Origin of the sequence: Mesorhizobium sp. M0227, from assembly GCF_040321855.1 — a bacterium.
GTDB lineage: Bacteria > Pseudomonadota > Alphaproteobacteria > Rhizobiales > Rhizobiaceae > Mesorhizobium.
Map to the genome: position 1 here is coordinate 73284 of NZ_JAMYSJ010000024.1, position 12827 is coordinate 86110.

The 12827-nt window shown below is 62.6% G+C and carries 12 protein-coding genes; 10 read left to right on the forward strand and 2 right to left on the reverse strand.

The genetic code is table 11. The features are described 5' to 3' along the window. Positions 1-212: 212 nt before the first annotated feature. Positions 213-587 carry a hypothetical protein gene (locus NKJ00_RS25415; RefSeq protein WP_023810552.1) on the forward strand — a complete coding sequence of 125 codons (375 nt, stop codon included), beginning with the start codon at positions 213-215 and terminating at the stop codon, positions 585-587. A 6-nt stretch (positions 588-593) separates the two neighbouring features. Here NKJ00_RS25415 and glmU read toward each other — a convergent pair whose 3' ends face one another. After that, entirely contained in the window at positions 594-1961 is a 1368-nt protein-coding gene (glmU, locus tag NKJ00_RS25420; RefSeq protein ID WP_023810551.1) for a bifunctional UDP-N-acetylglucosamine diphosphorylase/glucosamine-1-phosphate N-acetyltransferase GlmU, read from the reverse strand. A gap of 216 nt (positions 1962-2177) precedes the next feature. On the opposite strand from glmU, the gene NKJ00_RS25425 reads away from it, so the two are divergent. Beyond that, on the forward strand, positions 2178-2642 hold the full coding sequence (locus NKJ00_RS25425; RefSeq protein ID WP_023810550.1) for a hypothetical protein: 465 nt from the start codon (positions 2178-2180) through the stop codon (positions 2640-2642). A gap of 7 nt (positions 2643-2649) precedes the next feature. On the opposite strand, the gene NKJ00_RS25430 is transcribed toward NKJ00_RS25425, so the two are convergent. Then, a complete protein-coding gene (locus NKJ00_RS25430; protein WP_023810549.1) occupies positions 2650-3396 on the reverse strand; it encodes a cytochrome c biogenesis CcdA family protein in 747 nt (248 codons plus the stop codon). A gap of 186 nt (positions 3397-3582) precedes the next feature. Here NKJ00_RS25430 and NKJ00_RS25435 point away from each other — a divergent pair, with 186 nt between their 5' ends. From NKJ00_RS25435 to rpmG, 8 genes are all read left to right on the forward strand, one after another. Continuing rightward, on the forward strand, positions 3583-3960 hold the full coding sequence (locus NKJ00_RS25435; RefSeq protein ID WP_128303545.1) for a COG4315 family predicted lipoprotein: 378 nt from the start codon (positions 3583-3585) through the stop codon (positions 3958-3960). A gap of 358 nt (positions 3961-4318) precedes the next feature. Next, positions 4319-6955 carry a type I DNA topoisomerase gene (gene topA, locus NKJ00_RS25440; protein ID WP_352631680.1) on the forward strand — a complete coding sequence of 879 codons (2637 nt, stop codon included), beginning with the start codon at positions 4319-4321 and terminating at the stop codon, positions 6953-6955. 6 nt (positions 6956-6961) lie between these two features. Then, positions 6962-9280 (forward strand): ribonuclease R, encoded by a 2319-nt coding sequence (rnr, locus tag NKJ00_RS25445; RefSeq protein ID WP_352631682.1) that lies wholly within the window; start codon positions 6962-6964, stop codon positions 9278-9280. 11 nt (positions 9281-9291) lie between these two features. Beyond that, the gene (locus tag NKJ00_RS25450) at positions 9292-9726 is read left to right on the forward strand and encodes a DUF983 domain-containing protein (protein WP_027036792.1); all 435 of its coding nucleotides are present in this window, start codon (positions 9292-9294) and stop codon (positions 9724-9726) included. Between the two features lie 86 nt (positions 9727-9812). After that, positions 9813-10553, forward strand: a complete 741-nt coding sequence (locus NKJ00_RS25455; protein WP_352631684.1) for an NUDIX hydrolase — start codon at positions 9813-9815, stop codon at positions 10551-10553. Between the two features lie 78 nt (positions 10554-10631). After that, positions 10632-11810 carry an MFS transporter gene (locus NKJ00_RS25460; RefSeq protein WP_023810543.1) on the forward strand — a complete coding sequence of 393 codons (1179 nt, stop codon included), beginning with the start codon at positions 10632-10634 and terminating at the stop codon, positions 11808-11810. Between the two features lie 111 nt (positions 11811-11921). Then, positions 11922-12380: a YqfO family protein gene (locus tag NKJ00_RS25465; RefSeq protein WP_023810542.1), complete on the forward strand. Its 459-nt coding sequence runs from the start codon at positions 11922-11924 to the stop codon at positions 12378-12380. A gap of 153 nt (positions 12381-12533) precedes the next feature. After that, a complete protein-coding gene (gene rpmG, locus NKJ00_RS25470; RefSeq protein ID WP_006201775.1) occupies positions 12534-12701 on the forward strand; it encodes a 50S ribosomal protein L33 in 168 nt (55 codons plus the stop codon). Positions 12702-12827: the final 126 nt, after the last annotated feature.

A 12827-nucleotide genomic window follows, 5' to 3' on the forward strand; every position in this document is an offset into this window, starting at 1 on the left:
CCCGATTCCCCGGAAAACCAGCGCTATTTAGGGATGGCCGGCCTGCCGTGGAAAGTCACATTGCATTTCGTCCCGTATAACGGAACGCTCATTCTGTCGATGCACCATGACAGGCCGCCTTGCAATCCGGTTACTGCAATCGTTCGGTTTGTCAGGCTTCGGTTTTCAGACGATGGTTTTCACCAGAGAGATATCTCGCTAATAGCCCTGCCATGAGCGAGAGCAAGCCCACCGTAACCCTCTGGCGCCCTGTCGGCCCCAGGGAACTGAAACTGATCCAGGCCTCGGGGATGCAGGCGTTTCCGCCGCGCCTGCCCGAGCAGCCCATTTTCTATCCCGTGACGACCGAAGCCTATGCGGTGCAGATCGCACGCGACTGGAACGTGCCGGCCAGCGGCTCGGGGTTCGTCACCCGGTTCGACGTTCTCAAGAGCTTTCTCGACCGCTACCGGGTCGAGCACGCTGGCAGCAAGGCGCATCTGGAATACTGGATTCCGGCCGAAGATCTCCCTGAATTCAACAAGGCGATCGTCGGCAAGATCGAAGTCACAGCCGCTTTCGGCAAGGACGCGAAGACTTCCGGCTAACGCCCGTTATCCAGCAGCCTTTTTCTTCGCCGCCGCCGCCGAAGCAAAGCGCTCGCGCAATTCCTTGCCCTTGCCTGGAATCGTCTTCTGGCGGGCGCGGCCGAAGGCCAGCGCGTCGTCGGGCACGCTTTCGGTGATCACGCTGCCCGAGGCGATGTAGCCGCCCTTGCCGATGGTGACAGGCGCCACCAGCGACGAATTGGAGCCAATGAACGCGCCCTCGCCGATGTCCGTGAAGAATTTCGAATAGCCGTCGTAATTGCATGTGATGGTGCCGGCGCCGATATTGGCACCCGCGCCGACGCGGGCATCGCCGATATAGGTCAGATGGTTGACCTTGGCGCCCTCCTCGATAACCGCCTGCTTGACCTCGCAGAAATTACCGACCTTGGCCTTGTTTCGGAGATCCGCGCCCGGCCGCAGCCGCGCGTACGGCCCGACATCGCAATTGGACGCAATGGTGGCGCCCTCGATATGGCTGAAGGCATGGATCTTGGCGCCCGTGGCGATTTTCACGCCCGGGCCGAACCAGACATTGGGCTCGACGATGGTGTCAGCGCCGATCTCGGTGTCGTGCGAGAAGTACACGGTCTCCGGCGCGATCAGCGTCACGCCCGACAGCATTGCCTCATGGCGGCGGCGCGCCTGCCAGATGCCCTCGGCCTGCGCCAGTTCGGCGCGATTGTTGATGCCGAGCGCGCTCTCGAAGCTGGCTTCGGTGGCGACGACATCGAGGCCTCGCGCGCCGGCGATCTCGACAATGTCGGTGAGGTAATACTCGCCTTTGGCATTCTTGTTGTCGACCTGATCGAGCAGCGTCAGCGCGTGAGCGCCGGCTACCGCCATCATCCCGGCATTGCAGAAGCCGATTTTTTTCTCCTCCTCGGAGCAATCCTTTTCCTCGCGGATGGCGACCAGCTTGCCGTCCTTTTCGATCAGCCGGCCATAGCCCGTCGGGCTGGGCGGACGGAAGCCAACCACCACGACGGCCGCACCTTCCGCCAGTTTCAGCCGCGCCACGGTCAGCGCATCGGCGTCGATCAGCGGCGTGTCGCCGAACATCACCAGGATATCGTCATAACCCTTTGATATCGCATCGCGCGCGGCGAGCACGGCATGCGCGGTGCCGAGGCGCTTGTCCTGCACGAAGGTCTCGGCCTTTGGAGCGAATTTCGCCGCCGCCTTGCGCATCTCTTCGGCCCCATGGCCGATCACCAGCGCCTGGCTGCCGGCACCAGCGGCTTCGGCTGCCTTCACCACATGGGCGACCATCGGCAGGCCGGCGATCTGGTGCAGCACCTTCGGCAGCACGCTCTTCATGCGCGTGCCTTCGCCGGCGGCAAGGATGACGGACAGGCAGGATCTCTGGCTCATGGAACGACAACCATATGAAAGGGTTGGGAATCAAAGCATGCTAGCAGTGGCGCCATGCTTCACCAATGCGGTTAAATTCCGGTGAGGTGGGAGCGGAGGCGTTCAGGATTCGATCCGCGTTGCCGTAGGCATCCGCGTCGCCCTAAGCAAAAGCAAAGCGATAGCCGGTGCTGTTAGATCATGTTAAATTTTCTAATCGTCTCGGGGATAATTCACATGTGGCCGTTTTCAAAAAAGCAGTCGAATATCTCGCGAGAAATTGTTTCGAGCGCCGACCAGAAAAATTCAAGGCTTGGTAGTGTAGAGAACTTTGCAAGGTATCTTGGCGTTGACATCACCCCCTACGGAGCAGGTGTCGCGCTACTGTCTCTCGAGAGCGGATACAGCGAAGCCGAAACAGCATCACATTTCGCGGTTGTAACTTTGGCTCGCGACATTCGGGAGGCAGGATTCGATATCGAAAAGATAGTGCGATTTGCGCCCATTGCCATGGCAACGCTTGAATGCCTGAAGGAGCTGAAAGATCGAGGATTAATGCGCGAAGAAATTTGGCAAAATGACACCACGGCGATTGGCAAGATCGCTTTTCCAAGTCCGGATACCCATTCTTGGATCGAGCGAGTTCTCAGCGATCCCACGGTAGCTCGTGACCGCGTTGCGGTGAGCCGCATCCAAATTTAGATCAAACCTACCCCAGCCGCCCCAGCACCGGAAAATTCTCCAGCAGCCAATACGACACCGTCTGCACGCCACCAGTGAGGAAAAACACCCCGGCGACGACCAGCAGCGCGCCGATCGCTTTTTCGACGCGGCCGAGATGGACGCGGAATTTGCCGAGGAAGCGCATGAAGGCGCCGGAAAACAGTGCGGCGATCAGGAATGGGATGCCCAGCCCGAGCGAATAGGCGGCGAGCAGCAGCGCGCCCTCGCCCACCGTTTCGCGGCCACCTGCCAGCGTCAGGATCGGCCCCAGCACCGGGCCGATGCAGGGCGTCCAGCCGAAGGCGAAGGCCAGTCCCATGACATAGGCCGCGACGGCACTTGCCGGCTTGCCCTGCGACTGGAAGCGCGCCTCGCGCGACAGCAGCGGAATGCGCAGGATGCCGAGGAAATTCAGGCCCATCAGGATGATCAGCACACCGGCGCCCATTGCCAGCGGCTCCTGCCAGACGCGCAGCAGCCGGCCGATGGTCGAGGCGCCGGCGCCCAGCGCGACAAAGACGGTCGAGAAGCCGAGCACGAAGGCGATCGAGGAAAAGAGCAGCGCGCCGCGTGCGCCTTCACGCGCTGTCGCACCGGCATTGCCGCGGAAATCGTCGACCGACACGCCGGCCATATAACAGAGATAAGGCGGCACCAGCGGCAGCACGCAAGGCGACAGGAACGAGATAGCTCCCGCCCCGATCGCGCTGACATAGCCGATGTCCAATGCCATTTCCAAGAACTCCAATGCCGTGACGCCGATATAGCGACGCGCAGCCTTGTCCACCAATCACCATTGTGTTGGCAAGATCATCCATTGCCCGACGCACTTGCCAGGAAGAAACCACAGCCCGCAGGCGTTGATGCTGTGAGGCCGCGATTTCCCGCGCGTCTCCAGATATCAGTCAGGGAGATTTCCATGAAAACCATAACCGCAGGACTGGCAGCGCTTCTACTCAGCACAGCCGCATCCTTCGCCGCCGACGCGTGGAAGGAAGCCGAGGTCAATGGCACCAAGATCTACACCGACGCCAACGGCATGACGCTTTACACCTATGACAAGGACGAGAAGGGCAAGACCAACTGCTATGACAAATGCGCCACCAACTGGCCGCCGCTGAAGGCCGAAGCCGGCGCCAAGGCGGATGACGAATGGACCGTTGTCGACCGCACCGACGGCACCAAGATGTGGGCCTATGACGGCAAGCCGGTCTACACCTTCATAAAGGACAAGAAGCCCGGCGACGTGACCGGCGACGGCGTCGGCGAAGTCTGGCACATCGTCAAGGCCGACTAAGCCACTCTATCCCAGTCCCGCCTGCTGACTGGTCGCCGGGCATCGCTTCATGCCGCCGGCGGCCAGCATTAATCAGCCGTTCTGGCGTCGAACCGACGCTATTCCCGGCCGTCACTCCGCGACTCGGTGGAAAAGTGAAACCAGGTCGTTTTCGCCGGCTCGGCACCACATCTCCCTTTCCCAAAATTCTGTGATTTTCTCCATACACTCTTAGAGTGTATTGCTGCGGACCGGCCCGCAATTTGGGCGCTTCCCCTTGACCGGATGCAAAAGCGCGGCCATGTGAGCGACAAATAGAACGAGATTTCGTCGCGCGCAGCGGAATTCTTCTGCCGCACCACAGCTGATATGAGACCTCATGGACGTCGTCGTCGTCGAATCGCCGGCCAAGGCGAAGACAATCAACAAATACCTCGGCAAGAACTACAAGGTTCTGGCCTCGTTCGGCCATGTCAGGGATTTGCCGGCCAAGGATGGCTCGGTGCGTCCGGATGAGGATTTCGCCATGTCCTGGGCGGTCGACACCGCCTCTGGCAAACGCCTCGCCGACATCGCCAAGGCGGTCAAGGACGCCGACGGCCTGATCCTCGCCACCGATCCGGATCGCGAAGGCGAAGCGATTTCCTGGCATGTGCTGGAAGTGCTGAAGCAGAAGCGCGCGCTGAAGGACAAGCCGGTCAGCCGCGTCGTCTTCAACGCCATCACCAAATCGTCGGTGCTGGAGGCGATGGCCAATCCGCGCCAGATCGATGCACCGCTGGTCGATGCCTACCTCGCCCGCCGGGCGCTGGATTATCTCGTCGGCTTCACGCTGTCGCCGGTGCTGTGGCGCAAGCTGCCGGGCGCCCGCTCGGCCGGCCGCGTCCAGTCGGTTGCGTTGCGTCTCGTCTGCGACCGCGAATCCGAGATCGAGCGCTTCATCCGCGAGGAATACTGGCAGATCGCCGCCCTGCTGGGCACGCCGCGCAACGAGAATTTTGAAGCGCGGCTGACCGCCTTCGACCGCAAGAAGCTGCAAAAGCTCGACATTTCCAACAAGGCGCAGGCCGACGACATCAAGTCGATGCTTGATGGCGCAACCTTCAAGGCGGTGTCGGTGGAAGCCAAGCCGACCAAGCGCAATCCCGGCCCGCCCTTCACCACTTCGACCCTGCAGCAGGCCGCTTCGTCAGGTCTCGGCTTCTCGGCCAGCCGCACCATGCAGGTGGCGCAACGCCTCTATGAAGGCATGGAGATCGGCGGCGAGACCACAGGTCTCATCACCTATATGCGAACCGACGGCGTGCAGATGGCACCCGAGGCGATCGACGCCGCACGCGACGCCATTACCAAGGAATTCGGCGCAAAATACCTGCCGGAAAAGCCGCGCCAGTATACGGCCAAGGCCAAGAACGCCCAGGAAGCGCACGAGGCGATCCGCCCGACGGATTTCATGCGCACGCCGGCATCGGTCAGGCAATATCTCGATTCCGACCAGATGCGGCTCTATGAGCTGATCTGGAAGCGCGCCATCGCCAGCCAGATGCAGTCGGCCGAGATCGAGCGCACCACCGGCGAGATCGAAGCGGTCAATGGATCGCGCACCGCCGAGCTTCGCGCCGTCGGCTCGGTCGTTCGCTTCGACGGCTTCATTGCCGCCTACACCGACCAGAAGGACGACGATACGGAAGACGAGGAAAATCGTCGCCTGCCCGAAATCCGCGCCGGCGAGCAGCTTGCCCGCCAGGCGATCAATGCCACCCAGCACACCACCGAGCCGCCGCCGCGCTATTCCGAGGCGTCGCTGATCAAGAAGCTGGAAGAACTCGGCATCGGTCGGCCTTCCACCTATACGGCGATCCTGAAGACGCTCGAAGACCGCGACTATGTCACCATCGACAAGCGCCGGCTGGTGCCGCAGGCCAAGGGCCGGCTGCTGTCGGCCTTCCTCGAAAGCTTCTTCAAGCGCTATGTCGAGTACGACTTCACCGCGTCCCTCGAGGAAAAGCTCGACGAGATCTCGGACGGCAAGCTCGCCTGGAAGGACGTGCTGCGCGATTTCTGGAAGGATTTTTCCGGTGCCGTCGCCGACATCAAGGAACTGCGCGTCACCGACGTGCTCGACGCGCTCAATGAGGAACTGGCGCCGCTGGTGTTTCCCGCGCGCGAAGACGGTTCGAACCCGCGCATCTGCCCGAAATGCGGCACCGGCAATCTGTCGCTGAAACTCGGCAAGTTCGGCGCCTTCGTCGGTTGCTCCAACTATCCCGAATGCTCCTTCACCCGCCAGCTCGGCGACGCCGCCAATCCGAATGGCGAGAATGGCGGCGGCGAGGACGGCACCAAGGTCATCGGTAAGGATCCCTACACGTCAGAGGAAATCACGCTGCGGAGCGGCCGCTTCGGCCCCTACCTGCAGCGCGGCGACGGCAAGGAAGCCAAGCGCTCCAGCCTGCCCAAGGGCTGGACGGCAGAATCGATCGATCACGAAAAGGCGCTGGCGCTGCTGTCGCTACCCCGCGATGTCGGCCAGCATCCGGAAACGGCCAAGATGATCTCGGCCGGGCTCGGCCGCTACGGTCCGTTCGTGCTGCATGACGGCACCTATGCCAATCTCGAGAGCATCGAGGACGTGTTCTCGATCGGCCTCAACCGCGCCGTGTCGGTGATCGCCGAGAAGCAGTTGAAGGGCAAGGGCGGACGCAATGGCGGCACTGCCGCTGCGCTCAAGGAGCTTGGCGACCATCCCGATGGCGGCGGCAAGATCGTCGTGCGCGACGGCAAATACGGACCTTACGTGAATTTCGGCAAGGTCAACGCCACCCTGCCCAAGGGCAGGGATCCACAGTCGGTGACCATCGAGGACGCGCTGGCGCTGATTGCCGAGAAGGAAGCCAAGGGCGGCGGCGGCAAGAAGCCGTTCCGCAAGGCAGCGGCGGCCAAGGCCCCGGCAACCAAGAAAGTAGCCGCCAAGAAGCCGGCTGCGAAGAAGCCGGCCGCGAAGAAAAAAGGATAGGGCAGCGTGGCGCGCAAGATCACCGGCAGAACCCACGGCGATCCGCGCACCGCCGACACCAGGGCCAAGGTCAAGGACGACTACCGGCCGTCGCGTGACGAAATCCTGCGCTACATCGCCGAAAATCCCGATCGCGCCGGCAAACGCGACATCGCAAAGGCGTTCGCGCTGCGCGGCGACGATCGCATCTGGCTGAAGGACATTTTGCGCGACTTGCAGGACGAAGGCGTCCTTACCAAGGAGCGCAAGGGGTTGGCCCGCGTCGGCGCCCTGCCCCATGTCACGGTCCTCGATATTTTTGACCGTGATGCCGATGGCGTGCTCTTGGCGCGTCCTACCGAACACACGGCCAATGGACCGCCGCCCATCGTTTCCATCCGCCTGTCGCGCAGTGGCAGTGGACCGGCGCCCGGCATTGGCGACCGCGTGCTGGCCAAGACCTTTCCGGCCGACGAGACGAACGTTGCCCTGGGCGGCCCCGCCTACACCGGGCGGGTGGTGAAGATTTTCGAAAAACGCACCGATGCCGTGCTCGGTGTCTTTCGCATCTTGCAGGACGGCACCTTCCGCATCGAGCCGGTGGAACGGCGCCAGCCCGAACTGATCGTCGACAAGGAATTCCAGAACGGCGCCAAGAACGGCGACCTGGTCGAGGTCGAGCCCGCGCGGGCTTCCCGCTATGGGCTGCCGAGAGCCAAGGTGCTCAACGTGCTGGGTTCGCTGACCAGCGAAAAGGCGGTCTCGATGATCGCCATCCACGCACACGACATTCCGCATATCTTCCCGGCCGACGTCATCGCAGAATCCGAAGCGGTCAAACCCGCGACGCTGGATCACCGCGAGGATTGGCGCGACCTGCCGTTGATCACCATCGATCCGGCCGACGCCAAGGATCATGACGACGCCGTCTTCGCCACGCCGGATCTCGACGAGAAGAACCCGGGCGGCGTGGTCGCCACTGTCGCCATCGCCGACGTCGCCGCCTATGTGCGCTACGGCACGGCACTCGACCGCGAAGCGCTGAAGCGCGGCAATTCGGTGTATTTCCCGGATCGCGTCGTGCCGATGCTGCCCGAGCGCATCTCCAACGATCTCTGCTCGCTGCGCGAGGGCCAGGACCGGCCGGCATTGGCAGTGCGCATGGTTTTTTCGGCCGAGGGCCGCAAGCTCAGGCACTCCTTCCATCGCGTCATGATGAAGTCGGCGGCAAAGCTCGCCTACCAGCAGGCTCAGGCGGCGATCGAGGGCGCGCCGGACGACAAGACAGGCCCTATCCTCAAAACCGTGCTGAAGCCACTGTGGGACGCCTATGCGATCCTGAAGCGCGGCCGCGATGGCCGCCAGCCGCTCGAACTCGACCTGCCGGAGCGCAAGATCGTGCTAAAGCCGGACGGCACCGTCGATCGCGTCATCGTGCCGGACCGGCTCGATGCCCACAAGCTCATCGAAGAATTCATGATCCAGGCCAATGTCGCGGCGGCCGAAACGCTCGAGGCGAAGAAACAGGAACTGGTCTATCGCGTCCATGACGCGCCATCGCTGGCCAAACAGGAATCGCTGCGCGAGTTCCTGCAGACATTGGGCCTGTCACTTGCGCGCGGCGCGCAGATGCAGCCAAGCCAGTTCAACGGCATTTTGGAGCGCGTGCGCGGCGCCGACAATGAAGGCCTGGTCAACGAAGTGGTTCTGCGCTCGCAGAGCCAAGCCGAATACTCGCCAAAGAACATCGGCCATTTCGGTCTCAACCTCCGCCGCTACGCCCATTTCACCTCACCGATCCGCCGCTACGCCGATTTGATCGTGCATCGCGGACTTATTGCCGCACTCGGATTGGGTTCGGGCGGGCTGACGCAGGACGAAGCGGCACGGCTCGAAGATGTCGCCGTGCTGATTTCCGGCACGGAACGCCGCGCAATGGCGGCCGAGCGGGACACGGTCGACCGTCTGATCGCCAGCTATCTCGCCGAACGCGTCGACGACCGGTTCGATGCCCGCATCTCCGGCGTCACCAAGTCAGGACTATTTGTCCAATTGCCGCAGTACGGCGCGGATGGTTTCATCCCGGTGTCAACTCTGGGCGGCGATTACTATATATACGATGAAACGGCCCGCTCCCTGTTCGGGGAACGCTCGGGCAAAGGCTACCAGCTCGCGGACCGCGTCGAGGTCCGACTCGTCGAGGTGGCGCCGATGGCCGGCGCGATGCGCTTCGAAATGTTGACCGACCCGAAGCCTTTGCCGGGCTCCAAGCGGTCGTTTCACAAGGCCAAGGGCCGCGCCCGCGCGTCGCAATCGCGACCGGGTTCGCGCGGCAGGAGACGATGATGACAACAGCCATGGAAGAACAGGTTTTCGGCGGAGAACATCACTCGGGCCGGGCCGCGCGCCCGCTGTGGACGGCGATGAAGCGCGGCCTGCTCGGCCGCTGCCCGCATTGCGGCGAAGGCAAGCTGTTTCGCGCTTTCACCAAGACCGTCGACACATGCAGTGTCTGCGGCGAGGAACTGCATCACCACCGCGCCGACGACCTGCCTGCCTATCTCGTCATCGTCATCGTCGGCCACATCGTGCTCGGCGCTTTCATGGGCGTCGAGGCGACCTCCACCCTGTCCACATGGCAGCACATCGCCATCTGGGTGCCGCTGACCATCCTTTTGTCGGTGGCACTGCTGCAACCCGTCAAGGGCGCCGTCATCGGACTGCAATGGGCCTTCTATATGCACGGCTTCGGCGGCGAGCACGACGTGATCGAGCCGCATCCAGGAGCCTGAGTCGCAACCAAGAATGCGGCCTGGCGCAACATGCCGACCGTGAAAGGCCACTTTCGCTTGCCAGAAGTTTCCGCTAGGTCCTGCGCATGGACGGTATGACCAAGGCGGAAGTCGACAAGATCGAGCGGAGCATGATCGCTCATAGCGACCGGCCAATTCGCCCGCGCGACGCGGCAACCCTGATCCTGCTCGACCGCAAGGGCGATAACGTGCTGGTTCTGATGGGCCGCCGCCATGCCGGCCACGCCTTCATGCCGGGCAAGTTCGTCTTTCCCGGCGGCCGCACCGATCCGGCCGACAGCCGCATTCGGGTCGCCGCCGCATTGCACCCGGAGCAGGAAGCCAGGCTGGTCGCCGGGCCGGGCCGCACAAGCGCCGCACGGGCCCGCGCCATCGCCCTGTCCGCCATCCGCGAAACCTATGAGGAAGCTGGGCTGCTGATCGGCCGCAAGGGTGCTTTCGCAACCCTCAGGCCCGATTGGCAAGGCTTTGCCGAACACGGCGTGCAACCCTCTCTCGACATGCTGCGCTTCGTTGCGCGCGCCATCACGCCGCCCAACCGGGTGCGCCGCTTCGACACCCGCTTCTTCAGCGCCTGGCGTGACGACGTCGCGGTCGAACTGCCCGGTGGCGGCCCGACCAACGAGCTTGAAGAGCTGGTCTGGCTGCCGCTTGCCAAGGCCAGGGAAGCCGACATACCCGACATCACCCAAATGATCCTGGACGAGCTGCAAAAGCGCCTCGCCCATGACCCGCTGTTGCGTCCGGGCGGTCCCGTGCCCTTCTACCGGCTTGTCCGCAACCGCTTCACCCGCGAACTTCTCTAGAGCAATTCCAGGAAAAGTGTGACGCGGTTTTCCGCCCGGAATTGCGTAAGATCAAACAGACAGAGTATTCAGAATCCCATGACGGTCGATACCCAACCACAGGGCGACGAACGCGTACACTGGCTGCCGATGGTGGCGGCGATCTCGTCGATCAGCGTCGTCGGCATCGCCATCGGCCTTGGCATGCCGCTGCTCAGCGTCATCCTCGAAACGCGCGGCCATTCGGCTTCGATGATCGGCCTCAACACCGCCGTCGCCGGCCTCGCCTCGATCGCCGGTGCGCCGCTGGCGACCCCGCTCGCCATGCGCTTCGGCGTTGCCTGGACAATGATCGCCATGATCGCCGCCGGCGCGCTGGCCTTTGTCGGCTTCCATTTCGCACCCGATTTCTGGATGTGGTTTCCGCTGCGCATCGTGCTGCACATTGCGCTGACGGTGCTGTTCATCCTGTCCGAATTCTGGATCAGCACCTCGGCGCCGCCGCACCGACGCGGCCTTGTGCTGGGCATTTATGCCACTGTCCTGTCGCTCGGCTTTGCCGCCGGACCGTGGCTGTTCGCCCATCTCGGCAGTTCCGGCTTCAGGCCGTTCGGCGTCATCATCGCGTTGGTGACGCTGGCGGCCATACCCGTGCTGGCAGCACGCAACGAGAGCCCGTCGATCGCCTCGGATGGCGAAACCAGCAATTTCCTGCGCTACATCTGGCTGGTGCCGTCGGCGACCGCTGCCGTGCTGGTGTTCGGCGCGGTGGAAACCGGCGGCTTTGCCCTGTTCCCGATCTATGGCAGCCGAATCGGCTATTCCGAAGCCGATGCAGCACTTCTCCTGACCATGATCGGCCTCGGCAATGTGTTGTTGCAGATCCCGATCGGCATGATCAGCGACCGCGTCAGCGATCGCCGCTACCTGCTGATTGCCTGCGCCACGGTCGGTCTTATCGGCACCGTCTTCATGCCCTTCTTCGCCCAGAATTGGCATCTGATGGCCGCGCTTCTGTTCGTCTGGGGCGGCGTCGTCGCTGCCATGTACACGATCGGCCTCGCCCATCTCGGCTCGCAGCTTTCCGGCCATGAACTGGCGTCGGCCAACGCCGCCTTCGTGCTGTGCTACGGCGTCGGCATGGTGCTCGGCCCGCAGGCGATCGGCATCGGCATGGATGCGTTCGGCCCGTCCGGCTTCGGCTGGTCGCTCGGCCTGTTCTTCGCCGCCTATATCGCTTTGGTCGCCGTCAGGTTGGTTCGCAAGATCCTGCTGTAGCGCGACTGTGGCCAGCCATGCATTTGGCACGGCACGGAGACAGGCTGCTGACAGAACCGTGTCAGGAGCACAGGGCTAAAAAGGCGTCCCAAAACACTCGAGGACCCTTCCATGATCGACAGCGGCTTTGAAACCACATCGCTACGAATGACACTGCTTCTGCTCGTAACGTTCCAGGCTCCGGCCGCCGACGTCGACCGCATCATGGATGCCGTGGTGGCGATAGCGCCGCTGGCCATGGGCAAGTATGACCGCAATGCCTATCAGTCGGCGCACGGCATCGAACGCTACAGGCCGCTTGACGGTGCGGCCGCCGGCGCCGAAACCGAATTGAGGCGGCGGCCCGGCACGGTCGAGGTTTCCTTCGAACTGCCGGACGATCAGGCGCTGGCCGCTCGTGTCGTCGAGGCGATTTTCCAAGCACATTCCTATCAGGAACCGGTGATCCGCATTCAACCGATTCTCGCCAGCCGTTCCAAGGGGCTGGACGACCGCGCCAATCCGAATCGCTGGTGGAACACGACCGGAGACTGGAAGAAGGTTGCTGCACCGGCGACAGAAACCGCATGATTTCCGTTCACCAGCAGGCTCAGGCGGATCGCACGAGGCTTGCCGGGCTTGACTTTCCGGGCGCGTTCTTTATGTGTCGCGCCAAGTTTCCCGCGTCCGGGTGTTTCCCCGTGCTCCAGCGGCCAAAACCCCACGAACAAACGGACTGATATCATGGCCAAAGCCGCAAACATCAAGATCAAGCTTCTGTCGACCGCCGACACCGGTTTCTTCTACGTGACCAGCAAGAACAGCCGCACCAAGACCGACAAGCTGTCGTTCCGCAAGTACGACCCGGTCGCCAAGAAGCACGTCGAATTCAAGGAAACCAAGATCAAGTAATCTGGGTTTCCCGCTGCAATGCCGAAACGCCGCCCAATGGGCTAATGCAGTTCACTTAAGTTGGGCTGGATGAGGATCTGGTAAGACCTATCGAACAGGATGGAGATTCGTTTCCATCCTGTTCGT

Bases quoted from the DNA above. Each gene is read 5' to 3' on its own strand.
- NKJ00_RS25430 (WP_023810549.1), bottom strand. From the start codon at position 3,396: ATGGCATTGGACATCGGCTATGTCAGCGCGATCGGGGCGGGAGCTATC.
- NKJ00_RS25425 (WP_023810550.1), top strand. From the start codon at position 2,178: ATGTGGCCGTTTTCAAAAAAGCAGTCGAATATCTCGCGAGAAATTGTT.
- rpmG (WP_006201775.1), top strand. From the start codon at position 12,534: ATGGCCAAAGCCGCAAACATCAAGATCAAGCTTCTGTCGACCGCCGAC.
- NKJ00_RS25415 (WP_023810552.1), top strand. From the start codon at position 213: ATGAGCGAGAGCAAGCCCACCGTAACCCTCTGGCGCCCTGTCGGCCCC.
- NKJ00_RS25465 (WP_023810542.1), top strand. From the start codon at position 11,922: ATGATCGACAGCGGCTTTGAAACCACATCGCTACGAATGACACTGCTT.
- NKJ00_RS25435 (WP_128303545.1), top strand. From the start codon at position 3,583: ATGAAAACCATAACCGCAGGACTGGCAGCGCTTCTACTCAGCACAGCC.
- NKJ00_RS25460 (WP_023810543.1), top strand. From the start codon at position 10,632: ATGACGGTCGATACCCAACCACAGGGCGACGAACGCGTACACTGGCTG.
- NKJ00_RS25455 (WP_352631684.1), top strand. From the start codon at position 9,813: ATGGACGGTATGACCAAGGCGGAAGTCGACAAGATCGAGCGGAGCATG.
- topA (WP_352631680.1), top strand. From the start codon at position 4,319: ATGGACGTCGTCGTCGTCGAATCGCCGGCCAAGGCGAAGACAATCAAC.
- glmU (WP_023810551.1), bottom strand. From the start codon at position 1,961: ATGAGCCAGAGATCCTGCCTGTCCGTCATCCTTGCCGCCGGCGAAGGC.
- NKJ00_RS25450 (WP_027036792.1), top strand. From the start codon at position 9,292: ATGGAAGAACAGGTTTTCGGCGGAGAACATCACTCGGGCCGGGCCGCG.